The 26,741-nt window shown below is 72.6% G+C and carries 21 protein-coding genes and 1 pseudogene; 6 read left to right on the forward strand and 16 right to left on the reverse strand.

The window, feature by feature from the left end; genetic code table 11:
* Positions 1-16 precede the first annotated feature (16 nt).
* The 12 genes and pseudogenes from DMP15_RS28675 to DMP15_RS28730 form a co-directional block, all read right to left on the reverse strand.
* Entirely contained in the window at positions 17-1,183 is a 1,167-nt protein-coding gene (locus tag DMP15_RS28675) for a C40 family peptidase (RefSeq protein ID WP_337826788.1), read from the reverse strand.
* A gap of 7 nt (positions 1,184-1,190) precedes the next feature.
* Entirely contained in the window at positions 1,191-2,969 is a 1,779-nt protein-coding gene (locus DMP15_RS28680) for an ATP-binding protein (protein WP_226369789.1), read from the reverse strand.
* A complete protein-coding gene (locus tag DMP15_RS28685) occupies positions 2,966-4,498 on the reverse strand; it encodes an SCO6880 family protein (RefSeq protein WP_253068807.1) in 1,533 nt (510 codons plus the stop codon). Before DMP15_RS28685 ends, DMP15_RS28680 begins: the two co-directional genes overlap by 4 nt.
* On the reverse strand, positions 4,495-6,213 hold the full coding sequence (locus DMP15_RS28690) for a hypothetical protein (RefSeq protein ID WP_337826789.1): 1,719 nt from the start codon (positions 6,211-6,213) through the stop codon (positions 4,495-4,497). Before DMP15_RS28690 ends, DMP15_RS28685 begins: the two co-directional genes overlap by 4 nt.
* Positions 6,210-7,049: a hypothetical protein gene (locus DMP15_RS28695; protein ID WP_337826790.1), complete on the reverse strand. Its 840-nt coding sequence runs from the start codon at positions 7,047-7,049 to the stop codon at positions 6,210-6,212. The genes DMP15_RS28690 and DMP15_RS28695 overlap by 4 nt, the downstream gene beginning before the upstream one ends.
* Complete coding sequence (locus DMP15_RS28700) at positions 7,049-7,384, reverse strand: hypothetical protein (RefSeq protein WP_337826791.1); 336 nt, start codon at positions 7,382-7,384, stop codon at positions 7,049-7,051. Before DMP15_RS28700 ends, DMP15_RS28695 begins: the two co-directional genes overlap by 1 nt.
* A 110-nt stretch (positions 7,385-7,494) precedes the next feature.
* Positions 7,495-8,559: a hypothetical protein gene (locus DMP15_RS28705; protein ID WP_253067103.1), complete on the reverse strand. Its 1,065-nt coding sequence runs from the start codon at positions 8,557-8,559 to the stop codon at positions 7,495-7,497.
* Positions 8,559-9,524 (reverse strand): trypsin-like serine peptidase, encoded by a 966-nt coding sequence (locus tag DMP15_RS28710; RefSeq protein ID WP_337826792.1) that lies wholly within the window; start codon positions 9,522-9,524, stop codon positions 8,559-8,561. Before DMP15_RS28710 ends, DMP15_RS28705 begins: the two co-directional genes overlap by 1 nt.
* A 3-nt stretch (positions 9,525-9,527) precedes the next feature.
* Positions 9,528-9,791 (reverse strand): annotated as a pseudogene (locus tag DMP15_RS28715) (transglycosylase family protein); the annotation flags it as partial.
* Between the two features lie 2,281 nt (positions 9,792-12,072).
* On the reverse strand, positions 12,073-13,353 hold the full coding sequence (locus tag DMP15_RS28720; protein ID WP_337826793.1) for a glycoside hydrolase family 16 protein: 1,281 nt from the start codon (positions 13,351-13,353) through the stop codon (positions 12,073-12,075).
* The gene (locus DMP15_RS28725) at positions 13,350-14,318 is read right to left on the reverse strand and encodes a MinD/ParA family ATP-binding protein (protein ID WP_337826794.1); all 969 of its coding nucleotides are present in this window, start codon (positions 14,316-14,318) and stop codon (positions 13,350-13,352) included. The genes DMP15_RS28720 and DMP15_RS28725 overlap by 4 nt, the downstream gene beginning before the upstream one ends.
* A 437-nt stretch (positions 14,319-14,755) precedes the next feature.
* The gene (locus tag DMP15_RS28730) at positions 14,756-15,235 is read right to left on the reverse strand and encodes a hypothetical protein (protein WP_337826795.1); all 480 of its coding nucleotides are present in this window, start codon (positions 15,233-15,235) and stop codon (positions 14,756-14,758) included.
* Positions 15,236-16,113: 878 nt separating this feature from the next.
* Between DMP15_RS28730 and DMP15_RS28735 the strand changes: the two genes are divergently transcribed.
* A complete protein-coding gene (locus tag DMP15_RS28735; RefSeq protein WP_337826796.1) occupies positions 16,114-16,548 on the forward strand; it encodes a helix-turn-helix domain-containing protein in 435 nt (144 codons plus the stop codon).
* On the opposite strand, the gene DMP15_RS28740 is transcribed toward DMP15_RS28735, so the two are convergent.
* On the reverse strand, positions 16,545-16,940 hold the full coding sequence (locus tag DMP15_RS28740) for a hypothetical protein (RefSeq protein WP_337826797.1): 396 nt from the start codon (positions 16,938-16,940) through the stop codon (positions 16,545-16,547). The two genes, DMP15_RS28735 and DMP15_RS28740, sit on opposite strands and share 4 nt — an antisense overlap.
* A gap of 520 nt (positions 16,941-17,460) precedes the next feature.
* On the opposite strand from DMP15_RS28740, the gene DMP15_RS28745 reads away from it, so the two are divergent.
* The 5 genes from DMP15_RS28745 (at position 17,461) to DMP15_RS28765 (ending at position 23,338) form a co-directional block, all read left to right on the forward strand.
* Positions 17,461-17,982 (forward strand): XRE family transcriptional regulator, encoded by a 522-nt coding sequence (locus DMP15_RS28745; RefSeq protein WP_253067110.1) that lies wholly within the window; start codon positions 17,461-17,463, stop codon positions 17,980-17,982.
* Between the two features lie 142 nt (positions 17,983-18,124).
* Positions 18,125-20,026 (forward strand): S9 family peptidase, encoded by a 1,902-nt coding sequence (locus DMP15_RS28750; protein ID WP_337826798.1) that lies wholly within the window; start codon positions 18,125-18,127, stop codon positions 20,024-20,026.
* A 21-nt stretch (positions 20,027-20,047) separates the two neighbouring features.
* Entirely contained in the window at positions 20,048-21,406 is a 1,359-nt protein-coding gene (locus DMP15_RS28755) for a GGDEF domain-containing protein (protein WP_337826799.1), read from the forward strand.
* Between the two features lie 128 nt (positions 21,407-21,534).
* On the forward strand, positions 21,535-22,098 hold the full coding sequence (locus tag DMP15_RS28760; protein WP_337826800.1) for an ImmA/IrrE family metallo-endopeptidase: 564 nt from the start codon (positions 21,535-21,537) through the stop codon (positions 22,096-22,098).
* Between the two features lie 7 nt (positions 22,099-22,105).
* Complete coding sequence (locus DMP15_RS28765; protein WP_337826801.1) at positions 22,106-23,338, forward strand: DUF6545 domain-containing protein; 1,233 nt, start codon at positions 22,106-22,108, stop codon at positions 23,336-23,338.
* Here DMP15_RS28765 and DMP15_RS28770 read toward each other — a convergent pair.
* From DMP15_RS28770 to DMP15_RS28780, 3 genes are all read right to left on the reverse strand, one after another.
* On the reverse strand, positions 23,314-24,012 hold the full coding sequence (locus tag DMP15_RS28770; protein ID WP_337826802.1) for a hypothetical protein: 699 nt from the start codon (positions 24,010-24,012) through the stop codon (positions 23,314-23,316). The two genes, DMP15_RS28765 and DMP15_RS28770, sit on opposite strands and share 25 nt — an antisense overlap.
* 138 nt (positions 24,013-24,150) lie before the next feature.
* On the reverse strand, positions 24,151-25,062 hold the full coding sequence (locus tag DMP15_RS28775) for a hypothetical protein (RefSeq protein ID WP_337826803.1): 912 nt from the start codon (positions 25,060-25,062) through the stop codon (positions 24,151-24,153).
* A 4-nt stretch (positions 25,063-25,066) separates the two neighbouring features.
* Complete coding sequence (locus DMP15_RS28780) at positions 25,067-26,431, reverse strand: GGDEF domain-containing protein (RefSeq protein WP_337826804.1); 1,365 nt, start codon at positions 26,429-26,431, stop codon at positions 25,067-25,069.
* Positions 26,432-26,741 lie beyond the last annotated feature (310 nt).

The following is a 26,741-nucleotide window of genomic DNA, read 5'->3' on the forward strand; positions in this document are numbered from 1 at the left end:
AGGCGAGGGGCGGCGGTCATGAGCCCGCGGCCTCGGCGAGGGCTGTTTCAGCGCGGGCAGCGGGGACGGGCGCCGCGGCCGATGCGCCGGCGGGGCCGGCGATGTGGCGGACGTGGGTGATCTTGTCGGCCCAGTCCGAGAGCGGCTGCAGGATGACCCCGGTGCTGGAGTCGTAGGCGTTGACGACCAGGCCGTTGCCGACGTACATGCCGACGTGGCGGGGGTTGGTGGGGGAGCCGAGCGAGCCGGGGATGAACACCAGGTCGCCGGGGGCGATGGTCGCGGGGCCGGCGGGGGTGCCGGCGTTCTTCTGGTTGACCGTCCCTGCGGGGATCGGGACGCCTGCGGCGGCCCAGGCGGCGAGCATCAGCCCGGAGCAGTCGAACCCGTTCGGTCCCTTCGCGCCCCAGATGTAGGGCTTGCCGAGCTGGGCCAGGGCGTAGGTGACCGCGGCGCGCTGTGCGGGGTCGGTGGGCGGGACGAACCCGGGCGGGAGCTTGGTCGGGTCGATGTTCGACGGGGCCAGCGGGACCCCGGCGCCGCCCTGGTCGGGGCAGGCGAACGCGGTCGAGGCCAGCTGCACGTCCGGTGCGGCACCGGGCGCGGCGGGGGCGGGGTTGTCCGGGCCGACCCAGAACCGGTCGACCAGGGCTGCGGCCGGTGCTTCCTGGGGGGCGTAGCGGTCGGGGAACGCCGAGCGCTGCACCGCCTGCGCGGCGGTGCCCGGCGGCATGGTCGCCCAGCCGGGCAGGGCGACGAGCCGGTCCAGGAAGATCCGGGTCGCGTAGTCGGGGTTGAGGACCTGCTCCGGTGAGCCCCAGCCCTGCGAGGGCCGCTGCTGGTAGAGGCCCAGGGAGTCGCGGTCGCCGTGGCCGACGTTGACCAGTCTCGATTCGACGATCACGGTCGAGATCGCGATCACCGCGGCCCGCTTGGGCAGGCCCCGCTGAGCCACGATGTTGACGATCGTGGCGGCGTTGTCGGTCTGCTCAGCGTTCCAGTCGGTGCCGCCGATCGTCTGCGACCCGCCGCCGAGGCCGCCATCGCCGCCGCAGCCCCCGCCGGGGAGCGCGCCCCCGGCGACGATGGTCAGCATGCCCACGCCCATCGTCAGCACGGCGCCGGCGAAGACGAGGATGACCGCGCCGACCGCCAGGGCGATGGTGCTCTTCTTCTGGTCCACCGTCAGGTCACCGTCGCGGCGGTGCGCCGCCGGAGCCACGGCCGTTGTGGCCGGTGCCGTTGGTCGAGATCCTGACGGCCGCGGCCAGGTGCTCGACGGCGGCGGGCGCGGCGGCGTCGAGGCTGGGGTCGGGAGTGGAGGCGCTCACCGGCACCAGCCGTGGGCGGCCTGGGCGCCCGGTCGGCGGTGAGGGTTCCTGGAGCGCGGGGTGCTGCGGTGTCGCGTGGGGCTGGTCGTCTCGGGAGCGCAGCCCGGCATTGGTGTCGAAGATGGCCCGCTCGGTGGGGGAGAGGACCGTCTGGATCTTCATGCCGGGGCGGTTCTCCAGCTTCCACAGCGCACGGCCCTGGCCTTCCATCGCCCAGCCGGTGAGCACGGCCTGTTCACGCTCGGACAGTCCGAGCTCGTCGGCGAGCTCGTCGCCGACCCGGGTGGACTGGCCGAGCAGGATCCGGGTCGAGCACAGCGCGAGCAGGTCCTTGGCGATGGAGACCTCCTGGGAGCCGGCGGCGCCGACGGAGAGCAGGTCGGAGGGCTTGTGCATCACCAGGAGCTGGATCTTGCGTTCGGCGCGGGACAGGCGCAGGTCGGAGTCGACGGCCTGGACCGCGCGCAGCCCGAGTCGCATCTGCCGCCAGACCTCGTCGCGCACGACGATGCGCACGTCGCCGTCGTCCTGCAGGTCGGTGATCATCGAGGACCAGGAGCCGAGGCAGGTCAGAGCGACCGCGATCGCCTGATCACCCCTGCTGCGCAGCAGCGAGAGGTCCATCGACTGCACGGGGGCGTCCCAGTCGAGGTCGAAGTTCGTCGGCTCGTCGAACAACCCCGACAGCGGGCCGACGACGAGGTTGGACAGGGCGTCGGTGATCTGGCGGGTGTGGTCGAGGAACTGGCGGTGGGAGGCGAAGCGGGTGGCCTGCCACAGGTCGTCGTCGGGGTGGGCGAGCTGGTCGACGACGTCGGGGATGGTGATCGGGCGCAGCTCGTCCGCGCCGTGCTCGGCGCCGACGAGCCGGTTGAGCACGGTGGACAGGACGTGTTCGTCGGTGACGGTCGGGTCGTAGCCCTGGGCCTCGGCCAGCGCGGTCAGCAGCCTTGTCCAGCGCGCCAGGATGCCGGTGAGTTCCTCGCGCTGCCGCTCGGTGCTCCAGGTGCCCCACCTCGATCGGATGGGTCCGAGGTCCAGGGCGTTGAGGCGGTGGTGGCTACCGCGGCCGAGCGCGATCGGGGTGATCCCGAGCGAGCGCAGCAGCGGGGTGTACTCGCCCTTCACGTCACCGGAGATCAGGGAGCGGACGCCGAAGAGCATCATCCGCAGCATCAAAGCGACGACGGTGGAGGACTTGCCGCGGCCCGGTTCGCCGAACACCACCAGGTTCGGGTTGGTGACCATCTGGCGCAGCACCCACTCGGTGGGGTGGACGTAGAAGGCGCCCCCGGACTGGGTGTCGTAGCCCAGCCGGGCGCCGATGGCCGGGACGCCGTTGGAGGCCAGCAGCGGGAACAGTCCGCCGACCTCGGCGGTGGTGGCCCGGTAGACCGGGGCCCGGCGGGCTGCGTCGACCGCGGCCCATCCGCGGCCCGGTTCACGGTGGCCCTGGCGGGGGGCGGTGGCCTGGTTGACCCGACTCCGGCCGCCTCGCCGGCCGTTGGCGCGCTCCTCGTCCGGGCCGATGGGGTCGGCGGGTGCGGAGACGGGGATGCCGTCGAGGTCGGTGAACTGGCTCAGCAGGTCGCTGGTGGTGCGCGGCTGTACGTGGCGGCGCTTACCGAAGATGCTCATGAGTCGAACGCCCTGGTCAGACGGGGCAGACCGATCCCGACCGGGAGGGCCGCGGCGACGAAGGCGGAGTCCTGGGCCAGTTCCAGGCGCAGCAGCCGGAACCGGCCCGAGGAGTCGTTCTCCAGACGGGCGGCGTGGTCCTCGAGGTTCCACTCGGCGGGCACCGTGAGCGAGGAGGCCACGGTGAAGCGGACCAGGGCGTGCCCGGCCGCGACCGCTGCTTCTTGTTCGCGGGCGCCGGTTTGGCGGCGGGTGTCGACGGCGGTGGTGTTGAACCCGCGCTGGGCCTTGGCGTCGACCAGGACGTTGTTGCGGAACCGCTGGGAGCGCACCTCCCGGGCGGCGGCGGCCTGGGACAGGATCTCGTAGTGGATCTGCAGGGTGCGGCGCTCTCCTGCGGTGCGGACCGCGAGCAGCGGGCCGAGCGACCCGAAGATCGTCCCGGATTCCGGGGGCTGCACGGCGTAGGAGACCGAGGAGAACCCGTCGTGGTGATAGGCCCGGGCGGCCGGAGCGGGCGCGAGGGCGGGGCCGGCTTGGGAGATCGGTAGCCCCACCGAGCCGTCCGGGTCGGGCCGCATGAGGTGCTGGTACTGCAGGGAGGCGGCGGTGGCGGGGTTGAAGCCGGTCTTGATGGCCTCGGCGACCCCGGTGGAGGTCAGCCAGGTCACCGACTGCACGCCCAATCCGCGCAGACCGTCGGCGACGGCTTCCAGGACGCGGTAGAGCGCGTACGCGCGGCCCGCGACACCGCCGCCGGCGGCCTTGGCCGGGCGGCGCAGCGCGTCCTCGGTGCCCGACACGGTCACGAACAGCTCCGTCCGCACGGAGACCGAGGCGACGTCGCGGTCGATCTCGGCGGTCACCTGCCGGGCCAGGGTGGGGGCGTCGGCGCGCTGGTGGCGCTCGCGCCAGACCGCGTACTCGGTGCCGTCGTCGGGAACGGTGCGCACGAGCAGCGAAATGCGGTCGACGACCTCGCGATGCCCCAGTCCGACGAGCATCGAGCCGAGGCGGCGGGCGAGCTCGGCGCACTCGTCGTCAGACAGCATCCCGACACCGGAGTGGGTCAAGCGCGCGGTGGCACCCCAGCGTCCCTGGTCGGTGTCGTGGATCAGGCAGATCCGCGAGCCGTGGAACTCCGGGCCGTCGGGGAACTCCAGGCGCGACAGCACGCCGGGCAGGTCGGGCTCGCAGCGATCACCGGCCAGCCCGGCCGCGGCGCGTGACTGCCAGGGGGACCAGCGCATCAGCACTCCTGTCTGGAACATGATCAGGTCGGCCAGCCAGCGGAACGCGGGGCGGCCGTGGACGGGCACGACGATCAACACGACGGTGATCGCAGCGAACACTCCCCAGCTCAGCGCGGTGGACCACTGGTTGCGCGACATCGCGATCAGCGCCGGAGCACACACCGCGATCACCAGGAACGCCTGGACCGGGGTGAGGCCGGCTATCCAGCCCATCCCTTCCTTGAGATTCAGCCCGCGATACACCCGCGGGCCGTGGGCCTCCTGGACAGCGCTCATGGGGTGTCGTCCTCGCGGTCGGTGCCGGCAGGTGCAGCCGGTGTGGTCGGGGGTTCGGGGGTCCACGCGGTGGGGATGGGCGTGGTGCCGGGTCCGGAGTCGGGGCGCCCGGCCTCGGGCGGTCCGGGATCGACCACTGGCGGTTCAGACCCGGGCCCAGGCTCGGGTCCGGTGGTCGGGTCGGGCTCAATCGGGCCGTTGTCACCCCCGGCGGCCGCGCTGGACCCGCCCCACGGCGCGGTCGCCCCCGCGTAGGCGCCCCGGGCGGCCGAGCCGATGTCCCCGCCACTGGGAGCGGGCGCGGGGCCGGGGTGCCCGACACCGGTCTGGGCCATCTGGGAGGACCCATAGCCGCCCGCGGCTCCCGCGGCGGCCTTGGTGGCCAGGTAGCCGCCCACCACCGCCGCGGCCGCGACACCCCCCACCGCGCCGAGCCCTGCCGCCGCGCCACCGGCGGCTGCGCCGCCGCCCGCGGCCGACCCACCACCGGCAGCACCCGCACCACCAGCGCCACCGGCACCAGCACCGCCCGCACGGCCGGCGGCCGCGGGAGACGCGGCGGTCGAGCCACCGAGCTCCCCGCCACCCCCGGCCGATGCAGCACCGTCAGTACTGCCGCCCGAGCGGGCCATGCGGGCGACGTTGATCGACTCACTGGTGCCGCCATCCGCACCCGGCGCCGACGAACCACGCCCACCGCCACCCGAGCGCAGCGCCATCCCCGCACCGGTACCCGGATCGACGAAGGCCAGCAGCCGGTAGATCACCATCGGGCAGAACAGCGACACCAGCAGCACCGCCGCCCCGGCCAGCAGCCCCGCGACCCCCTCGGCGCGGGCCATGACCGAGACCCCGATGAGCAGCACGAGTGCGAGGGCGGGCTTCATCAGGATCGCGGCGAGGAGCCAACGCACGCCGCGCCAGAACGACGGGGCGGTGGAGTCGGCGACCAGCATCGCGGCCAGCAGCGGGATCGTCGCGACCAGGACCAGGATCGCGGCCTGCCGGAAGATCATCTGTAGGGCGAAGCCGATCGCGGCCGGGATGATCCCGAACAGAGCGGCCAGCCCGAGGATCATCGCGCGGGCGCCCTCCTCGATGCTGTCGCCCAGGTCGGGGTTCTCCCCGACCCGGGCAGCGACGGTGTCGTTGGCCAGGGTTGCGCCGAACGATCCGTCGCCGCCGAGCTGGGACAGGAAGAACGTGGTCAGCCCGTCCGCGGCGCCGAGCAGGACCGCGACCATGCCGGAGGTCAGCGCGATCGCCATCCCGAACTGCAGAGGCCCGGTGAACGCCCGGAACATGCCCCGCCCGCCGCGCAGGGCGACCGAGATCAGCTGGTAGAAGAACAGGCCCAGCGCGATCAAGGTGGCCAGCCAGATCAGCGACGACCACAACGACAAGCTCTGCCCACCGGCTGTGGCGGCGTCGACGGCGGTGGCGGGGTTCGGGGAGTCCGGGCGCTGCTCGGCCTTACCGGTGATCGTGCTCGGATCGACCCAGGACACCTGGTCAGCCAGCTCGAACCCCGCCCGCAGCACCCAGACCCCGGCGTCCCACACCTTCTGCATGACGGCGTCGAAGCCGGACTGAACGATGGAGCCCAGGAAACCCGAGCCGGAGTCGCCTTTCCCGGATGCCCCTCCGCCCGGGGACGGTTCGGGCAGCGGGGGCGGCACCGGGGTGGGATAACGGGCGAGCATCATGGAGGTCATCGCTGGATGTCTCGCCATCCCGCGGCGACGGCCTCGTCGCTGGCGGGCCAGGCGCTCGGTGCGATGGCCGCGGTCGGCCCGGAGGCGACCTTCCACTGGTCACCCACACGCCGCATCGGGAGGCAGTCGCCCCAGCCAAACGAGACGACCCGGCCGTTGTTGTCGGCGACGAACTCGCCCAGCGCACAGGCCACAACGTAGGTGCCGTCGGCGGTGCTGCCCTTGACCATGGCGCTGGTCGGTGTCCACGACATCCGCAGCCCGCTCGAGGACGGGCCGGTGGGGCGCAGGTGCGCGCCGCGACGAAGGTCGGCGAGGTCGTTGCTGGTCGTGGTCCGGTCAGCGGGCTGGGCGCCGGGCTCGGCGAGGGAGTTATAGACCTGGGCCCACACCGCCGGGTCGCCGCCGGACATGCCGGCTTTCATCAGCTCGACCAGTTGCGCGACCGCGCCCTCAGGGGTGTCGGGGAACCCGGTCGGGACCAGCGTGGCGACGAACTGCTGGGGTGCGGGGAGCACGATCGGCGGGCCCGCCGTCCGCGTGGAGAGCGCGTGCGGCTGGATCGCGGCGAGGGGAACCTGCAACATCGGGCGGGCGGCGAGCTCGGCCTCGGCCTGCGGTCCGGAGCCGCTGTCGCCAGTGCCGATCGGGGCCGGCTGCGCGGGCGCAGACTCCGGGCCGCGCTGCGGGTCGGTGAAGACGCCGGTCAAGGACACGATCAGCGCGACCACGACCACCACGACCAGGGCCGCGACCGCGCCCAGGATGAGCAGGGCGCGGCGCTGCCCGCCACCCGAGCTCAGGCGGGGGTCGTGGGGGTTCATCAGGCGGGCCATCAGCTGGCTCCGGCGGCGAATGCGGTGATCAGGGTGTAGCCGAGGCCGAGCAGGACGGCCAGGACGAGGCTGGAGACGATCATCTGTGCGCCGCGGCGTCCGGAGCCGTGGTGGTCATAGAGCCGTCCGGCGGTGGAGGCGATGATCCCGCCGAAGAACAGCCCGAGGACGCAGACGCCGGCGATCCAGATGAAGTAGCCGACGACCCGGGTGAGCATCTGGTTGCCGGGCGGTGCGACCGCGTTGACCTCGGGGATATCCGGCTTTGGCGGGTCCTGCAGGGGGAGCAGGAAGGCGTGGGCGAGGGATTCGCTGATCAGGTGGGGGACAGACATGGGGTGTGCTCCGCAGGGTGGTGTGGGACGAACGGTGTGGGCGTGGCGGTGTGTGCGGGCTGGTCGCCGGGGTGGGGGGCCGGACGCAGCGGGTCGAACCAGTCGGCTGGTCAGCGGCGCCTCGGTGAGGTGATGAGCTGCCAGGAGGCGAGCAGCGGTCGGAGGGCGTCGACCGCCCGGGCCGGGCTGGGTTCATCGGTCACCCCGCCGACCTCCCAGGCCGGGATGTGTGGCACGAACAGGGCTTCGTCGAGCAGTGCCGCGACCCGGGGCCCGGCCGCGCCGGCCACTCCCGTCGGCCATTTGCGGGCGCCGTTGACCACGAGCTGGTAGATCGGGGTGGCCAGGCCGCGCTGCACCCAGGGGTCCAGGCGGGCGAGGAGCTGCTCGGCCTGGCGCAGCGACGGGCGGGTCGCGCGGACCACCAGGATCGGGCGCTGGGTCGGCAGTCCGCGGCGTAGCCAGCCCCCGGCGCCGTAGATCGGGGTCGCGGCGGCCCGCCAGCCGCCGTGACCGAGGTCGACGACGGTGGCGTGTAGCGGGTCGGGTGCCGGGTCGGGCAGCCAGTCCGGGGGTGGGGGCACCATCCCGGGGGTGATGGTCGGCAGCGCCGCCGGGTTCCGGGTCTCCAGGCGGGCCAGCAGCGCGTCGGCGCGCCAGCTGTAGCGCACGGTGAGGTGGTCGTTGACCTGCCGGGTCCAGGGGCCGTCCACCGAGGAGGCACCGGCGAGCCCGGAGCGGGCTGGGTCGTCGGCGTCGATCAGCAGCGCGCACCGCTGGTCCTGCTGCAGCGCGTCCACGATCGCGGCCGCGACACACGAGGCGCCGGCCCCGGCGGACCCGGCAAGCACCGGGATCAGCGGCCCGAACGCCGCCCAGGACACCGGGCGGGACTCGGGGAACACCGTGCGGGTGCGGTCCTGCGCGGCGTCGGTGGCCGCGCCGAGCTGCTCGGCGACCTCGACCGGGTCCGGACCGTGGCCCTGGTCGGCGGCGGCGGCGGCGGAGGTGGTGTCGACGATGGTCTCGGTGTCGACCACGCCCAGCCCGCCCGGGGCGCGGGTGCGCGCGGCGGCGCCGAGCCGGTGGTTGAGCTCATACGGGCTGCGCGGCGGCGATGCCCCCGGCCCTGCCCAGCGGTGGTGCGGGTCGGCCGCGTTCCGGGGTGAGGTCATCAGCTGGTCCCTCCTCGAGGGGCGGTCCGGGCGAGCGCGGGGTCGGGGGTGGTGGGCTGGTCGGGGATCAGGGCGGCGGAGTCGGCGGCCTCGTAGACCTCGCGCGCTGCGGCGCCGAATCGGGGTGAGACCAGCTGGGTGGCATCGCCGCCGGACACGACCCCGACGACCTGCCCGCGCCCGGCCGCGGCGTCCGGGCCGGCCAGCCACGGCCCGCCCGAGGCGCCCTCGGTCATGTCGCAGGTCATCGCCAGCACCTGCCCGCCGTCGCGGTCCGGCCGGGTGAAGGTCTCGACCGCGGCGGGGCCGTCGCAGCCCCGCAACGACTGCCCGTCGTAGACGCCGGTGGCCGGGTAGCCCAGCGCGGCGACCGGGAGCCGGTCGGGGGTGGAGAAGCGGATGCCTTGGGCGCCGAGGACCTGCTCGGGCAGGACCCCGTCGCGGGGCAGCAGCGTCACGAACGCGAAGTCGGTGTCGGCGGCGACGTCGTTGATGGGGGAGTCGATCTGCTGCCAGGCCGGTGGCACGTAGGCGGTGTCGACGGTCCACCGGCCCAGCGGTTCCTCACCCGCGGCGTAGCCGGGGATGAAGAAGGCCCCGTCGACCCGCCAGCCGCCGTCGAGCCACACGCAGTGCGCCGCGGTGGCCAGCACCCGCCGCGACCGCGAGGCGACCACCGCCGCCGAGCACTGGTGGCGGCCGCCGTCGACGACCAGCACCCCGACCGAGGTCGCCGACAGGCCGCCGACGACCGGCCCGGCCTGGCCCTGCACCGGCGGCGTCGGCGCCAGGGGTGCGGTTGGGGTCCTCGGGTCGGCCGACCCCCACGGTGCGGCCGACCCGAGTCCCACCACCCGAGTGCCCTGCGGGGCCTCGGAGGTCCACAGCGCCAGCGCCAGCGCCGCGGTCATCACCGTGGTGAGGACCGTGGTCGTCGACGTCGTGCGCCAGTTGCGGTTGGTCATCGGTCAGGCCAGACCCAGCTTCTTCGAGCACGCCGGCCAGGCCGAGTAGCCGTCGCGGTCGGCGCGGACCTTCTCCGCGACCGCGATCTGCTCCTCGCGGCTGGCCTCGTGGGCCGAGCCGGTGCCGCCGTAGGCCGCCCAGGTGGCCTGGTCGAACTGGAGGCCGCCGGAGTAGCCGTTGCCGGTGTCGATCGCCCAGTCCCCGCCGGACTCGCACTGGGCGAGCCGGTCCCAGGTCGCGGCCTGCGCGCTGTCACCGGCCGCCGGTGCGGGTTCGGATCCCTCCGGGTCCCGGGGCTGCTCCCCGTCCTCGGCCGAGCCGCTCTGCGCATCTGGGTCGCTCTGCCCGTCGGAGCTTCCCTGCTCGTCGGAGCCGGTCTGCCCGGCCTCTCCGGCACTGTCGCCCTGCTGGTCGATGGGCTGGTCGGCCTGCCCCGCCCCGGTCTGGCCCTGCCCGTTCTGGTCCGCGCCGGGCCGCGAGATCGGGTCCCCGGCCTGCGGGCTCTGAACGTCGTCGCCGCCCGCTGCGTCGCTGCCGGAGCCGGTGCCCGACCCGGCCCCTTCACCGGTGTCGGCGTCTCCGTTCCCGGTGGAGGGCTGCTCGGAGCTGCCGGTCTCGCCCTGCCCCGTGCCGTCCGTCGCCTGCTCATCGGGCTGCGTCGAGCCCGAGCCGGCCTCCGACCCAGTGCCAGTGCCGGAGTCGGTGCCGGAACCAGTGCTGGAGTCGGAGCCCCTGTCGGTGCTGGAGCCGATGCCTGCGGCGTCGAGCTTCTCGGCGAGCTGCTCGGCCAACGGGTCGGCGTCGGCGGCGTCGCGCACCTGCTCGGCCAGCTTCTCCGCCCCGGCCTCCCACGCATCACCTGCGCCACCGGTACTGGCCTGCTCGGTCGTCGACGACGACTCACCACCGCCCGACGACGACGTCGTCGGCGTGTCACCCGAGCCTGAGGTCGTTGACGAGTCGGTGTCCGAGGATCCCGAACCCGTGCCGTCGGAATCGGCCGTGCTGGTGCTGTCGGAGCCGGTGCTGTCCGTGCCGGTGTCGCTCGACCCGGAGCCTGATGAGGTGGGGGAGTCCCCGGAACCGAGGTCGTCGAGCTGGTCGAGCTTGGCCAGGTCCGCGGGGTCGGCGCCGAGCTTCTGCAGCTGCTCACGGTCCAGAACCCCGAGCACGGAGTCGCGGACCTGCCCGGCATCGGCGTCGGAGCTCGCGCCCAAAGCCTGCATCAGCTCACCCACCAGCTGCAACGCGATCCGCGCCTTCTCCAGGTCCTGGTCCGAACCACTCCCGGAGGAGGTGGCGGACTCGCTCGTGTCCGACGAGCCGTCCGAGCCCGACGAGCTGTCCGAGCCCGACGAGGTGTCTGTGCTGGTCGAGCTGTCCGAGCCCGACGAGGTGTCTGTGCTGGTCGAGCTGTCCGAGTCCGACGAGCCGGAGGCCGAGCTGCTGGAGCCCGAGCTGTCGGAGTCCGAGGAGTCCGGCTCCGACGGGTCCGAGGGGTCGGGGTCCTGTCCGCCAGCGGGGCTCGGTGCGCCGGTGTCGGGCTGCTCGGCGGCGTCGCCGTCGTCGGCGGGGCTGTCCGAGCCGGTCTCGCCGGTGCTCGGGCTGCTGGTGTCGTCGCTGCCCGGTGTCGCATCCGAGGCCGAGTCCTCGTCCGGCTCGGGGTCCGGTGTCGCTGCGGGCGCCGCCGGTACCGCAGCTGGGGCTGGGGCGGCGGGTGCGGCCGCAGCGGGCTTCGGCGCCGGCGCAGCGGGCTTCGGCGCCGGTGCCGGGGCGGCGGGTGCTGCGGTGGCACCGGCGTGGTCGATGCAGGTCTGGGGCAGCGCGGGCTCGGCCTGGCGCTTGGGGTTCGAGGCGGCAGGTCGGCCGGCGGACCCGCCGCTGCTGGGCGTGGGCTTGGGCTTCCCGATCTCGGTGACCGCCTCACCGGCGGAGGTGACCGCACCGACGGCGCTGTCCGCGGCGTTGCCGAGGGACTCGCCCAGCTCGGCGACCGGGCCCGGCGCGGGCGGCGGCGGATCCTTGGGCAGCAGGTCGGCAGGGGTCGGGCCGAACCCGGCGCGGGCCAGCTTCGCCGCGACCTGCTGCAGGTGCGGATCGGCGGCGTCGAGGGTGTTGAGCTGGTCGGAGACGTCCACGGCCTTCTGCCGCCACCCGGGCGGCTGGGTCGCGGGGGTGAAACCGAGCCCGGCGATCTCGCGCGCCAGCCCCTGAGCCCTGGTGTCGTCGCTGACGGCGAGATCGGCCAGCAACGCCCGGGTCTGGGTGCGCGTCTCGCGGGCGGCCTCGAGCTGGCGCACGGCCTTGCCCTCGTTGCAGCCGACCGCGGTCAGACCGAGCTGGGCGGGCAGCGGGCTCAGCGAGAACGCGGTCACCCCGACCAGCGCTCCGGCGGTCAGCACCGCGACCGCGACGCGGCGCGCGGCAGGACCGCGCGAGGACGGGGGGAGGTGCTCGGCCCACGAGGGGCGCGGCGTGCGGTTCCAGGGCATGTCACAGGTCCTCTGTCAGGTGATCCGGGGGCTGTCTCACGAGCAGGTCGGTCGGTCAGTCGCCTCCGCGGGACCCGCCACCGGAGCCACCGCGTTCACCACCGCCATCGCCACCGCGGTCGCTGTCGCCGCCGGAGCCGCCGCCGCTGCGGTCGTCGCTGCTCTGACCGGTGGACTCGCCGCCGCCGAGAGACACATCGGCGCCGGCGTCGACGCCGTCCTGCCCGGCCGAGACATCGACCCCGGCCGAGGCTCCGCCGCCGGTGAGCTCGTACTGGCGGACCCAGTCGACGTGCATCGCCGCCCCGCCCGAGGCGTCACCGCCGAAGTAGTCGAGCTGGATGGTCAGGTGCATCGGCCCGGGCGGGTTGTGGGACTTGTCGTCGTCGGTGAACCACGGCTTGCCATCGACGAGGTAGGTGATCTTGTCCGGGGTCCACTCCACGGCGAAGGCGTGCCACTCGGTGGCGTCGACCTCGACCGAACCCTGGGTCTGGGAGTTGTCCGAGCCGTAGTGCAGGAACCCCTCGACCTTCTGCCGGGTCCCGTCGGAGATCTCCATGAAGTCGACCTCGCCGCCCTCGGGCCAGTTCTCCGCGGTCGGCCAGAGCAGGAACAGGGTGTGCAGGCTCGATGCGGCGGGGGCGGGGGACTGGGCGCAGCCCTCCCAGCGGCCGTACTGCTGGCTGTTCGGGGACCAGGCCATCCCGCCCGCGTCGCCGTTCTCCGAGCCGGTGATGGTCAGCTGCCCGTTCGACACCGAGATCGCCTCAGGGGTGCGGCGGCCGTTCCCGGCGTGGCCGGGGCCGTCGTAGGCGTTCCAGTCCCCGGAGACCGAGCTGCCCTCGAACTCGTCGGAGACCTTCGGCTTGCCCCAGCCGAGCGTGTCCGCCGCGGTCGTCTTGCACTGACCGCCCGCACCACCAGAGCCCGACCCCGAACCGGACCCGGACCCCGATCCGGAGCCGCTGCCCGATCCGGAGCCGTTTCCGTTCCCGGAGCCGTTTCCGGATCCGGGGGCAGTACCCGAGCCGTTCCCAGCTCCGCCGGAGCCGTTCCCGCCGGAGCCGGACCCGCTGGAGTTGCCGGAGCCGGGTTCGTAGCACTGGGCCGGGATGAAGCCGGGCTTGTTCGCGCCGACATCGAGCAGGGCCCGGCGCAGCTTCTCCGCCCGCGCGGAGGTGTCCCCGGTGAGCTCGGCGAGCACGTGCACCGCGGTGATCCGCCACCCGCACTCGACCCCGCCCGCGGGGGCGGCGGCCGGGACGAGCCCGGACGCGGTCAGGGTGGTGGTGAGCGCCAGCGCGGCGCCCACCACCAGCTGGGGACTGATCACCGGGGACCACCGGGGTCAGTCGGCGGGGTGCGGAACCCGTGGCTGGCCAGCCCGTAGGTGCGCCGGCCCTGGAAGCCCTCGGCGACAGTCGCGGCGAGCTCGAGCGCGGCGTCGCGCGCAGCCGGGGTCAGGGCGTCGAAGTCGATGATCCCGCCGGCCTGCAGGTGCGGATCCGGGGGAAGCACGATCACCGCGCGGCAGCGTTCGGCGAAGAAGTCGCGGATGACGCGGTCGTTGATGTCGGGGCTGTGCCGGTCGTAGGACAGCACCACCACCGCGTCCTCGGTGAGGTGGCGGTAGCCGTTGGCGGCCAGCCACTTGAAGGTGCGCCGGGCACGCGAGGCGCCGTCCTCGGTCGGGGCGCCGACGATGACCAGGGAGTCGGCGTGGCGCAGACTGCCCTGCATCGCCGAGTGCACGATCCCGGTACCGGAGTCGGTGATGATCGCGTTGTAGAAGCGGTACAGAACCCGCAGCGCAGCCTCGTAGTCGCCCGCGGAGAACATCTCCGCCGCCTCCGGCTCCAGGTCGCTGGTGAGGACTTGCAGGCGTCCGGCGAGATGGGTGTAGCCGGCCAGGTCGGTCGCGGAGCGGATTTCGTCCAGGGCGTTGAGCAGGTCGCGCACAGTGGTCTTCGCGGCCTGGGCCTCGCCGACGAGGCGGTCGCCGAGGGTGCCGGCGTCGGGGTTGGCGTCCATGGCGATGACCCGGTCGCCGCGGTGCTCGGCGAGGGCGAGCCCGAGCAGCGCGGACACGGTGGTCTTGCCGATCCCGCCCTTGATCGAGCCGACGACGACGCTGTGCGGGCCGGGCAGCGGGGTGCGGATCTTCTGCAGCTGGTCACGCAGCCGGGCCTCAGCCTCGGACAGGCCGGGGTTCCAGCGGCCGCCGGTCAGCTGGTAGGCGAAGTGGCGCCATCCCTGCTGAGGACGGGCACGCCGTTCGCGGACCACCCCCGACAGCACCCCGGTCTCCTCGTCCCACGCCGGGCGGAACGCCTGCGGATCCTCCGAGACAACCGGGTCCCGATGAGCCGGGGCGGGGGGCGGGTCCGCCGGGGCGGGCGCTGACACGGACGACGCTGCCGAAGACGACGCTGCCGATGACGACGCTGCCGATGACGGCGCCGGCCGACCGACCGGTTCGGCCCTCGTCAGTGGTGGCTCGGCGAGGAAGCGCTCCGGCGCGGGCGCCGCCGGGCGAGATGGCGAGCTGCTCGGCCAGTTCGCCGACGCGCTCGCCGGCGCGGCCGGGGGCTCGGGTTCGGTCGCGGGGACCTGGGCCCCGTCGTGCCCGGTGGTCGGAGCGGCCCATCCGGCGCCCGCGTCCAGCCAGGACGGGGCAGCGGGGGTGTTGTTGGTGCCGTTGGACGAGGACATCAGCAGCTACCTCTTGGTGGGGGTCAGGAGGAATCGGTGGGACGCAGGTGCGGGTCGACGACCAGGTGGCCGTCGTCGTCACGGGTGATCGGGACCGTCATCCGGACCCAGTTCGCCTCGGTCGCCACCCACGTGGGGTCGGCGTCGGGAGGCGCACAGGAGGGGCCCACGACTCCGGTCAGCTCGGACTCGACCGCCGTGGGGTGCGCCGCCGGTTCGTCGGGCTGCGGGCAGGCGCGCGCGTACGTGGTGACGCGGACGATCACCTCGACGAACACCACCGTGTCGCTGGGCCGGTAGATCCGGCCCGGTAGCGGTGAGTCGGCGCGCTGCCTGCCCGCGCCCGACCACCCCCAGGTGCTGGCCTGGGGGTCAGCGAGCAGAGGCCGCAGTACCTCTGCCCGACGGCTCGGGTCGTCCTCGTCGAAGGACTGGAAGTCGGCGGCGAAGCGGCCGGCGAAGCTCGCGGCCTCGGGATCGGAGATCGGCTCCAGCGACCGCACAGAACGGGAGAACGACTCCCGCGCTGGGGTGTGTCGGGCGACCGTTCCGGGCCTGCCGTTCCTGCGTCGAAGCGAGGGCAGCTCGCTGTCGAGAGGCACCTGCGGTGCGGCGAGGTCCGGCTCCTCCGGACGCACCTGCTCAGGGCCGGATGGGGGGAGGGGGGAGGGGTTTGCGGTCTGCTGAGGTTTCGCGAGGTCGGTGAGGGCGACCGGGGTGGCCTCGGTAGCGGTGGTCGCGGTGGGCGGTTGCTGCGCGGTGGTCGGCTGCTGTGCGGCGGGCGCGGCGTCGTCCTCGTGCGCTACGTCGGCCGTCTGCTCGGCGGGTGCGTCTGCTTTGACGGTTGGCACGGTCCAGGGGCCGAGCGGGCCCAGACCAGGCGTCTCGCGGCGCTGCGGGTCGGGTGCAGATGGTCGCCGGGCCGTCGTGGGCTCTTCGACCGCCGATGCGTCGTGGAGGGCGGTGGCCGTCGCACCGAGCCCAGGAGCAGTTCGCCACTGAGGACCGGTCCGAGATGTTCGCGCCTTCGGCATCACACACGTCCTGCGGGGCCGGGGTGGGCGGTGTGCAGCACCGCGATCAGATGAGCCGTCACGGCACACCTCCTTAGCCTGGTAGCTGATGCTCTGTGTTGTTCTCCTAGGAGAAATCAACAGCAGCAACTATCCTGTCGTCGTTTCGGGATGTCAACGTGTTCTGACCTGCAGATTCGAGGTCACTCAGCGGGTTCCCGCCGGGGTGGCTGCCGGGGCCGAGGAGGCGCGCAGACGTGAAGGCCGACCTCGGCTTCCTGGGACCCGTCGGCCCGGCTACCGTCGCCCCGATCCATCAGTGGCACTCCGCGCCTCGGGCCGGAACCGCATCACGGAGGAGGACGCGGGTGGCCGAGCAGTCGGACGTCTCCGGCGCCTCGCTGGCTGATCGGCTGAACCGGATCGTGGCGACGGTCCATCCGGCCGACCGCGGTCCCTACACCAACGAGGAGATCGTCAACGGCATCCGCGAGGCCGGCGGGCCGTCGCTGTCCGTGCCGTATCTCAATCACCTGCGGAGGGGGCGGCGCGACAACCCCACCAAGACGACCTTGGAAGGCATCGCCCGCTTCTTCCAGGTGCCAGTGGCCTATCTGTTCGACGACGACCTCAGCGAGTCCGGCGACCCCGACCGTCACCTGCTGGCGGTGGTGCACAACGCCAACTTGGAGAGCTTCGTCGAACTTGTCGCTGAGCTGCCGGAGGAGACCCGACAGTCGGTGGCCCGCATCGTCGAGGACTTGCACCGGTTGCACGGTGGACGGCGCGCGGGCCGCGGCTAGGACGAGTTCGTTCGCACCTGAGCCTCCAGAGCCAGATGGATCGCCAGCAGGGAGCGATTCAAGTCCGCCACCCGGGTGAGGTACTCCCCGGTCGACCCGCTGAGCTCCTCGACCGCTGAGGGAGTGAGGGGGTCGGTGGGGTCCCGTCGAAGCACTGACATCGCCCCGATCGCCGCGGTGGCGACCGCTGCCAGTTCGTCGTCCAGGGCCGAGAGCAGGGCTTCGGCAGACGAGGAGGACAGGGCGAGGATCTGCTCGCGAGTCCGCGTGAGCTCGCTGTGGTGTCGGGCTTGCTCGCGGCCCATCAGGAGGGCTACGACGTCCGGGGCCAGCCGGGGCCGTGGCGCGGCGTCGAGGCTCTCGGACGCGGCAGCGGGTAGAGGTTCGGTCACGGCGACCTCCTTGTGTGCGTGCCCCGCCATGTCGCCGTCCGGAGGGGCTGCGGCCTGTGCGGCTGCTGTCATCACGACTGGTGGCCTCCCAACGCTGTGGCCGGCTGTCGATCGCGGCGATCACCATCCGTCACTGCCGCCTCCTCGCTCCTGTCGATGAATCCGACCGCAGCGGAAGAAGCGCGACCGAACGGGAGCGTAAACTGAGATAGAAGGTACTTGTCAACTGGTGTGGAACGCTGCGTTGCATCCGGCAAGGTCGGGAGCGGTCCCGCGTGGTGCAGAGCTGCTCTCGGCCTCGAGGTGCAGGGAAGGCGCTGGCGTGCAGGAAGTTCGCGACGTCGGTTCGGGGTCGGCGTGTTGAGCGCTTGCTGCCTCCTCGGTCCTCGGAGTCGGTGAGCGCGGCTGAGGCTTGGTTTCCTGCACTCCTACCGGCTAGTCTCTACTGACGTAGAAAGGGGGAGCGAGTTGACGACCACGACCCCGTCGCCACCGGTCGACCGCGACGCTCGCACCGAACATGACTGAAAGTGACGCCAACGCCAGCGACGCAGCTGCGCCGTCCGAGCGCGCCACGCTGGCGGAGAAGCTCAACGCGCTGTTCGCCAACATCGTCGATCCGGCAACCGGGCGGCCCTACAGCAATCCCGGGGCGGCGACCGCGATCGAGCGCATGGTCGAGGCGCTTCCCGAGGCCGACCGGGCAGGCCGGGTGATCTCCCAGCAGTACATCTGGCAGCTGCGCAAGGGTGTGAAGACCAACCCCACGGTGAAGCACCTTGAGTCGCTGGGGGCCCTGTTCGGAGTGGGAGCGGACTACTTCCTCAACGAGTCGCGGTATCAGCAGGTCGCCCGCGAGCTGGAGACCCTCAAGACCCTGCAGGAGACAGGAGTGGAGCAGCTCGCCCTGCGGGCCCGTGATCTGTCCCCCGCCGGGCTGGCCGCGGTCGAGGCTGCACTCGAGCACGCCCGCTCGTTGGAGGGGCTGCCTCCACGCCGCGAGGACCCCACCGGGCTGGACAAGAAGCGCCGGACCTACTGACACCGCCCCACTGACGTGCCGGATCGGGCGCGGCCGCGATCGGGCTGTCGACGTGCAGCCTCGGTTTAGGCTGCGCCCGTTCGCACTCGATGCCGACGCCACGGCTACGACCGGCAGAACCCAGTAGGCCAGGAGGAGCACGATGGACGAGGCCGCCGTCGCTGCCGGCGACAAGCCGGGGCTGACCTTCACACCCCCCACGGAGCTGTTCGCCGACCCTGAGCGGGAACGCCGTTGGCGAGCACGGGTCACGGGAACGACGCTGGGGCTGCCGCACTCGGCGGCCCGCCGTCCCGAGCGCAGCATGCTGGGCAGCAACCGGTCGGGGACCCACGAGCTGTGGCTGTGGGACCGCGAGGCGGACTCGCTGGTCCAGGCGACCGAGCGAGAGTCCGGAACCGAGCACGGAGCGCTGTCCGCCGACGGTGAGTGGCTGTGGTGGTTCAACGACACCGGCGGGAACGAGTTCGGGCACTGGGTCCGCCAGCCCTTCGACGGTGGCACCGCGAAGGCAGTGGCCCCCGAGGCCGGCGACGGCATCGCCAGCGGGCTCGCGCTCGGGCACGGGCCGAGAGGTGCGGTGGCGGTGTTCGCCCTCGCGGTGCGTGAGGGCATCGCGGTCTGGAGGCAGTTCGAAGGTCAGCCGGCCGAGGCCATCTACCGGCACGAGCAGGACGGCATGTCCGGGCCCATCGCGCCGGACGGCAGCCGAGTGGCAATCCGCCACTCCGAGCACGGCGACGCCAGCACGCCCGGCATCCGGGTCCTCGACGTCGACAGCGGCGACTCCGTGGCAGAGATGCGGGACGAGGGCAAGCAGCTGCTCCCCATCGGGTTCGCGCCCGCCGCGGGAGATCCGCGGCTTCTCGTGCGCCACGAGCGCCGAGGGCGCCACGAGCTGCTGCTGTGGAACACCGACAGCGGGGAACAACAGGAGCTGGCCATCGACCTGCCCGGCCAGGTGGACGGGATCTGGCTCGACGCCGAGACCCTCGCGATCCGGCACACCCACCACGCCCGCGTCACGCTGCACCTGTGCCGCGCGGACGGCTCGGACCTGCGAGAGATCGGCCCGAGCGACGGATCGGTGCTCGACGTCGAGCGCCGCCCGGGCGGCGCGCTGGAGTACAGCTGGACCTCCTCTCAGAAGGCGCCACGGGTCTATCGGTGGAGCCCGAGCGACGGCTCGCAGCCGCTGTTCCCCGACTCGCCCGATGCGCCGCCCGACGGCGCCCCCGCCTCGGTCGAGTGGGTCGACGGGCCGGGAGGGCCCATCCCCGTGCTGGTCGTCAGACCACAGAACGCCCCGTCGACACCGGGCCGCACCCTGTTCTGGCTGCACCCCGGCCCCGACCTCGATGACGCCGACGTCTACTCCCCGCGGCTGGCCGTATGGGCTGATGCGGGGTGGACCGTCATCGCCACCAACTACCGAGGTTCCACCGGCTACGGTGCCGCCTGGCGGCAGGCCATCGTCGGGCGCCCCGGCCTCACCGAGCTCGAAGACCTCGCCGCGGTCCACGGCTGGGCCCTCAGCCAGGGGCTGGCCGACCCGCAGTCCTGTCTGCTGGCCGGCTCCTCCTGGGGCGGGTACCTCACGCTGCTCGCGCTCGGCCTGCAGCCGGAGCGCTGGCGCGGCGGGATCGGTGTCGTGCCGGTGACCGACCACGCCATGAGCTACGAGCTCGGGCAGGAGCCGCTGCGTGCGATGGCCCGGGCGCTGTTCGGCGGGTCCCCGGAGGAGGTACCTGAGCGCTATGCCGCCGCGTCGCCGCTGGCAGTGGCCGAGCACGTCCGCGCACCGGTCGCGATCATCGCCGGAGAGAACGACACCCGGATCCCGATCCAGCAGGTCGACGCCTACGCCGACAAGCTCAGCAGCCTCGGGCGGGCCCCGGCGGTCTACCGCTTCGGCGGCGGGCACGGAAGCCAGGTGAGCGGCACGCTGGAGGAGTTCCTGCTGATCTCGGTCAGCTTCGCCGAGGCCGTCATGGCCGTCGCCCCCGGCGCCCCGACTCCGGACACCGGGCTGCAGCCCCGCTGACCGGTGAACGGGAGGACACCGATGGATTCCAGACCCGACGGACCCACCCCACCTACCCAGCGGCAGCGACGGCTGCCCCTGCTGAATCTGCCCCGGCCGGCCCTGGCCTACGTCATCGCGGTCGAAACACTGGCGATCGCGCTCGTCGTCGCCGCTCCCACCCGGGCAGAACCGGCACAGATCGGGTTGGCCGCGCTCCTCGTCGCCGCCTGCATCCTGCAGCACGAAGCGGCGCTGTCGGCCGAGCGCGGATACCGGCGCGCGACCATCAAGCGGGAGAGCACCACCGAGACCGGCCACCTGGTCACCAACTCCGTCTACACCGTGGTGGCCGCACTGCTGTTCCCTCCCGCTCTGATCGCCGCGACCGTCGCCGCGATCTACGGGTACCGGATCCTGCGCATCGACCGCCCCCGCATCCCGCGTGAACGGGGGCCGGTCTACCGCACGATCTTCACCGCCTCCACGGTGGTCATCGCCGGGATCGCCGCCCACTACCTCGCGGCCGCGCTGGGCCTCGACCTCGCCGCCGGCGCGACGACCTTGGTGCCGATCGCCTCCACAGTCCTGGCACTCCTCGCCTACACCTCGGTGCAGGCAGGTCTGGTCGCCGGCATCGTGTTCCTGGCCGCCGGACGGCTCGCAGCCCGCGACATGGTGACCGACCTGCGTCAGCACGGCTTCGAGCTGGCACAGCTCTGCATCGGGGCGGTGGTGGCGTTCATGCTCGCCTCCTCCTCACCGTGGCCGGTCCTGCTCCTGGTCCCCACCCTCTGGCTGCTCTCGCGCAGCGTGCTGGTCTCCACGGTCGGGACCACCGACCACGACGACGGACTGCTCAGCCCGGGGACCTGGCACCGGGCGGCGACAGCGGAGCTGCAGCGGGCGCGCAAGCGCGGCACCGCCCTCGGAGTACTGGCGGTCGACCTCGACGGCTTCCGCCGCATCAACGACGCCTGGGGAGTACGGGCCGGGGACCATCTGCTCGACGAGGTCGCGCGGATCCTGCCCACAGCGGTCCGGGCCGGAGACATCGTGGGAAGGATGCACGGCGAGGAGTTCGTGATCGCCGCCCCGGCCGCCGATCGGCACGACCTGGAGGTCCTGGGCGAGCGCGTCACCGCCGCCGTCGCCGCGATCGACACCGCCGCGGTCCTCGACGTCGAGCACGGCACCGCCCCCCGACTCACCGCCAGCGTCGGCGCGGCGGGGTGGCCCGACGCCGCCGACAGCATCGACCAGCTGCTCACCCGAGCCGACGCCGAGCTCAACCGGGCGAAGTCGCAGGGCGTGGGCACCGTCAGCGTGGCCACCACCGCAGTGACCAGCGAAGCCGCCGCCATGGTGGCCCGCACCACCGCGGGGGGAACAGCCGGATGAGGGCGCAGAGAACCCACGGTCACAGACGGCGACGCGAACGCCAGTAGCGTTCCTCCATCGGATCACTACTCGTTGAGGCTCGTCCGGGGTAGACCTACTGTGATCAGTTTCCGGCCGAGGGACATGAGATGCGGGTACGCAGACGCGCACAGAGCGAGGAGCCGGCGAGCTGGACCCAGCTCGTCGCCCGCGCCCGCCGCAAGCTCCGCGACGAGGGACTCGAACCCTGTCCGGAGTCTCAGGTCGACCTCGAGGCGTTCGCGGAACGGCTCGGGCAGGCCCGCGGGCTGACCATCCGCCTGCTACCGGTCGAGCTGGGGGCATCGGCCCGTGAGCTGTGCGGGCTCTGCACGGTTCCCCGTCCCGGCGTCGCGGTCGTCTTCTACGCCCACGCGGCCAGCGAACTCGCCCGGCGCCACAACATCGCCCACGAGCTCGGCCACCTGTTCTTCGACCACCAGGCCCACAGCGCCCGGTTCCGCCCCAGCTTCAGCACGGTGCTGTCGGACTCCCAGCAGCGGCTCAGCGCATGGATGGGCAACGATCCGTCCTACGGCGCCCACGACGAAGCCGAAGCCGACGCCCTCGGCGCGGCCCTGCTGGGCTACGGACCGGGCAGACGGTCGCACCGCTGGGTAGCCACAGCCGAGGTGCGTGCCGCGGCCGCTCGTCTGGAGTCCGCGTTCACATGAGGCCCCGATGCACCTGACCCTGAGCCTCATCGCCGCGACCACGCTGCTGCTGGCCGCGGTGCTGGGACTGCGCCGGCGAACGCAGCCCGCGGTGGGGATCACCGTCGCAGCCCTCTTCGCCGGTGTCGCCGCGCTACTGGGTGCTGTACCCAGCCCCGGGACACCGACGGCGCGGGCCTACCTTGCCGCCGGGATCCTCGTCGCGATCGGGCTGGCAGGGACCGGACTGTTCACCACGGCAACAGCGCTGTCGCGCCGCCTCCACGCGATCTCACCGATCGCTGCCGGAGGCGGTGTTCTGCTCGCCCAGATCCTCCTGCTCGTCGACGGGGCCCTGCTCCCGCTCGTCGAGCCTCGCACCGGCGGGAGCTGCTACCCCCAGCTCGTCATGCTCACCGGTCTGACCCTGGTCTGGCCGATGGTCGGCACCGCAGTGCTGATCGGGCACGGCCGACGGGTGCTGCGCTACATCCCCAGCACTGCCATGCAGACGACCCTGCGGCTGTCCGCTGCACTGTTCGTGGCGGCCTTCGCCGCCCTCGCGGTGCTCGCCGCGCTGCAGCTGCACCCCGCCGCCAGCCCGGTAGCCCAGGGAGCGCTCGCCGCGAGCGACGTCGTCCTGCTCTGCTGCGCGACCCTGCTCGGCCTCGGGCTCGTCGCCACCCGCCTGAGCGGCCCGCTGCAGCCGGTCATCGAGCAGGTCCGGGCCGCCGGCCTGTTCCTCCGGCTGCGCCGGCTCGAACGTGTCCTGGTCTCGGCAGTGCCGAGCTGGCAACAGAGCGAGGCCATCGCCCGGCCGAGCCTGCTGCGGGAGCGCCCGGACGCGGCGCTCTACGCGCGGATGGTCGTCATCTGGGACACGACACGCGCCCTGCTCAGCGGGGTTCCCACCCACGTGGTGTCCGCAGCGGTCGACTTCGCTCGCGAGCACGGCTCCGGCACCTCCCCCGACCGCCGGGCGGCGCTGGCCGAGGCCAGCTGGCTGGCCTGGGCCCTACGGGGCGGGCGCGGCGACGGTCCGGACGCGACGTTCCAGGTCCTCGACGCCGAACCGCCACCCCGTACCGGCGAGCTCCTGGCCGAAGCACGCCTACAGACCGAGGTCTCCACACAGCTGCGACACGGGCGACTGGTCGAGCCCTTCCTGCGACACCTCCAGAGCACCGAAGCCGAAGACGCTGCGCAGGGGAGCGCCGTCGGCCAGGAGCCGGACCGTCAGCGGGTTGCGCCGGACTCGTAGCGGAACAGGACGGCGAGCTGGGGCACCGACCGGCGCACGTCCCGTGGCGAGGCGACGGCCAACATGGTCAGGTCCTCAGCCGCAGCCCACAGCTGGTCGGTGGAGGACAGATCACCGTCGCGAGCGCGTTCGGTCAGACGTGTGATCGCGGCGTCGCTGCGCGGGCTCACGTGCGCGACCCGCCACAGCAGATGACGAGCGGCGGCACAGAATGCATCGTCCGGCCGGGCGGCCTGCTGACTGTCGAGATGGGCGAGCAGCTCCCAGGTCGGCTCTCCGACGCTGGGACGCACCGCGAACAGCGGGCGCGCACCTTCCCGCTCCCGGACCGCGTGCTCCCTGCTACTCATCCGGCTCGACCAGACCACGAAGCCGACTGCAGCGGTGACCAGCAGAAGCACCTGCAGCGCCTCGGTCGCCATCACAACAGCTGCCGCGAGCCCTCCGCCGGCCAGCAGCGAGACCACGACGAGGCGCGCCCGACGCGGCCCGGTGGCGGACACGTCGTCGGCAGCGTCGGACAGCAGTGCCGTCATCAGCGGTCGGGGCAGAAGGGGATCGGCCACGACCAGCTGGCCTGCCCGCGGCAGCACCGCGCCCCACCAGGTCAGCTCCGCGCCGACCGGTGACGAGGCGGCAGCTCCGCTGAGCTGCCAGCTGTTGCGTGCCGCCACCGACGCAGCCTCCGTGAATGCTTCTCGCCCGCTGAGCCCCTGCCGCGCTCACCCAACAGCATGACGCTGCGAATACAACACATCGCGCGTCGTGGGACTAGCCATTGGAGCACCCCGTCACCCAGTGAGTCCAACCGCCTACACGAAGCGCAACGGATCTTGTGACGCAAGGTAGTTGCAGATGGCAAAGGCAGCGTGCCGGGAGTGTTCGGCGCGACCGTCGACGTCCCCGAGGGCATGCGTCAGGGCCGAGATCGGCACACCGGCGCTCAGCGCGAGCGAGACGAAGGTCTGCTCCAACGCCGCCGGCGTCACCTGCCGGTCCAGGCCGACCGCCGCCGCGACCGCAGTGAAACGCTGGGCGGCCTCCACCGGCGAGAGCCGCTCGCCGGCGTCCAGCGCCCGCAGCAGCGGTCCCTCCGATCGCCCGGCGGTGCACTGCGGCAGGGCCGCGGCGGTCGCCGCCGCGAGCGGGACCACCGACCGTCGCCCCCACCGTCGAGGCAGGCGAACCACAGGCAGGCCGTCGGTCGAGGCGACGTGCTCAACGTCCAGGCTCAGAGCCTCGCCCACCCCGAGCCCGTTCACCGCGACGAGAAGCGACAGACCCAGGATCGGCGCGTCGATCACCTCCGCGGTGTCGAGCAGCCAGATCAGCGCCGTGGGCTCGAGGGCGCCATCGGGGGCAGCGGCGGAGGCAGGACTCGGCAACACCGCCGAGGCCCCCAAGGAGGTGCGCGGTTGCGCGGCTGCGTCGTCAGCAACCGTCGACCGGAACTGCTCCAGGACCGTCTCGGCGCGCTCCCGGTCCCGGTAGGTATGGCCGACCGGGGCCGTGGCCAGGAACGCCCGTATCGCCATGGGATCCAGAACCAGCGGATCGGAGCCCTCGCGGCGACACCAGCGCTCCCACGCCCCGAGCACCTGACGCGCCGTGCGGCGTGCGCCCCCTGCACAGGCGTGAGACACGAACTCCGCCGACTGCCGCAGGAAGCCCGCGTCGCCCGCGTCGTCCACCTGTCCGGCACCGCCCGCGTCGTCTCTACGCACGCCCTCATGCTCCAGGGCGCGGCGACGGCACCGACGGGCCGGGCGGGGGAGCGGCAGGCGGAGGCGGAGTGGGGCCGTGGCTGACGAGGACCCGGTTCCGCCCGGCGTTCTTCGCCGCGTAGAGCGCCCCGTCCGCGGCCGCGAGCAGAACGTCGAGATCGCGGCCGGCCTCCGGGTAGACCGCGGCCCCGATCGAGGCGGTGAGAGCGGAGACCTGCATCGGGAGAGCCTCGTCGCCGTCGACCTCGACCGTCAGGGCCTCGATCCTCCGACGGATCCGCTCTCCCACGTCACGGACTGCTCCGCCGTCGCGGCCGGCCGGCACCCGCACCCCGGCCAGGGCGATGACGAACTCCTCCCCGCCGAAGCGTCCGGCGGCGTCGCGGTCACGGATCTCGGCCTCGATCACCTCGGCGACCGCGCGGAGCACCGCGTCACCGACCAGGTGCCCGTAGCGGTCGTTGACCTCCTTGAAGTAGTCGAGGTCGAGGATCAGGACGCCGACGTTGGAGCGGTCGCGCTCCGCCGCGTCGAGCAGCTGCAGCGCCTGCGAGCGCCAACCCTCCGCGTTCAGCAGGCCGGTTTTCGCATCCGTCGCCGCCCGTGTCTCGAGCTGCCTGATGAGAGTGGTCTGTTCCATCAGAACGAGCGCAGGAATCAGCAGTGCCACGAGCGGAAGGTGGTCCGGCATCACCGCGTAGGCCACGATTGCGCCAAGACTGAGCGTGGCGGTCTCCAGTGCGATCTCGCCGCCGGCCAGGATCGCCAAGAACTTGCTCCCGGGCTGAGCCAAGCGGATAACGCTCACGACGAGCAACATGTTCGTGCCAGTGTAAACCGCTAGACACGCCGCAATCTCAACGATCGCGAACCATGAGTTCGACCCGTCGAAGCCTAGTCGGACCGCTGCGACCAGATAGACGGCCAACACGACGGTGGACGTCGAGTAGAACTGTCGATGGGGAGGGGTCCCGGCGGGCCGAAAGACGCGGAAGTACAGATGGGTATAGCTGACGATCACGGTGCACGCTGCCAGTAGAGGCGGCAGCAACAACGCACCCGCGAATGTCCACACCGAACTCAGGTCGATATACCTGGTCTCTGCGATGCGGCGGCGCAGTCGCTCAGCGCGTAGTGAGATCTCTGCGTGCACGCCGCTTAGGACCACCAGTGCACCCGCGGTCAGCCACACCGACAGCCCGCGGGGGACGCCGTGAATGACGATGTCGACAGTGAGTAGGCACACAGCTGCGAGTTCGACTGCGACAAGTAACGCCCGAACGCGAGGCGGAAGTGACCAGAGCCGCCACGCCGACAGCCTTGACCGGAGGATGCTCCGGTCGGCGTGTCGCGCGGTGGATGAGGTCACGAAAATCCTCGAATCGTAGATCGTTTTTTCCCGTCTCAGCATAGACGGCGGCGAGCGGTTGCATCCCAGCTCAGTTGTGTCGCTCTCATCGATCCGAAGGTCGCCGGGAGGGCCCAGAATCGGCTATCAAGATCAACTGTGTCGCTGACGTGGCGATGTTTCTCGCCTACCCTGTCGAGGCCGTCGCGAGCCGGGGCGACCTCGGACGCGGGTGTGGTCGGCAGAGCTGCGCCGCAGCTAGGCCATTTGTCGTAACCCGGCGGAAGTCGCCACGACGAGAGGGGGAGCTGTGCGTAACTGGAACTGGTAA

It is taken from the genome of Pseudonocardia sp. UM4_GMWB1 (genome assembly GCF_017312155.1).
Taxonomy (GTDB): domain Bacteria; phylum Actinomycetota; class Actinomycetes; order Mycobacteriales; family Pseudonocardiaceae; genus Pseudonocardia; species Pseudonocardia alni.

Bases quoted from the DNA above. Each gene is read 5' to 3' on its own strand.
- DMP15_RS28710 (WP_337826792.1), bottom strand. From the start codon at position 9,524: ATGACCAACCGCAACTGGCGCACGACGTCGACGACCACGGTCCTCACC.
- DMP15_RS28690 (WP_337826789.1), bottom strand. From the start codon at position 6,213: ATGACCTCCATGATGCTCGCCCGTTATCCCACCCCGGTGCCGCCCCCG.
- DMP15_RS28760 (WP_337826800.1), top strand. From the start codon at position 21,535: ATGCGGGTACGCAGACGCGCACAGAGCGAGGAGCCGGCGAGCTGGACC.
- DMP15_RS28685 (WP_253068807.1), bottom strand. From the start codon at position 4,498: ATGAGCGCTGTCCAGGAGGCCCACGGCCCGCGGGTGTATCGCGGGCTG.
- DMP15_RS28705 (WP_253067103.1), bottom strand. From the start codon at position 8,559: ATGACCTCACCCCGGAACGCGGCCGACCCGCACCACCGCTGGGCAGGG.
- DMP15_RS28700 (WP_337826791.1), bottom strand. From the start codon at position 7,384: ATGTCTGTCCCCCACCTGATCAGCGAATCCCTCGCCCACGCCTTCCTG.
- DMP15_RS28755 (WP_337826799.1), top strand. From the start codon at position 20,048: ATGGATTCCAGACCCGACGGACCCACCCCACCTACCCAGCGGCAGCGA.
- DMP15_RS28750 (WP_337826798.1), top strand. From the start codon at position 18,125: ATGGACGAGGCCGCCGTCGCTGCCGGCGACAAGCCGGGGCTGACCTTC.
- DMP15_RS28695 (WP_337826790.1), bottom strand. From the start codon at position 7,049: ATGGCCCGCCTGATGAACCCCCACGACCCCCGCCTGAGCTCGGGTGGC.
- DMP15_RS28680 (WP_226369789.1), bottom strand. From the start codon at position 2,969: ATGAGCATCTTCGGTAAGCGCCGCCACGTACAGCCGCGCACCACCAGC.
- DMP15_RS28745 (WP_253067110.1), top strand. From the start codon at position 17,461: ATGACTGAAAGTGACGCCAACGCCAGCGACGCAGCTGCGCCGTCCGAG.
- DMP15_RS28765 (WP_337826801.1), top strand. From the start codon at position 22,106: ATGCACCTGACCCTGAGCCTCATCGCCGCGACCACGCTGCTGCTGGCC.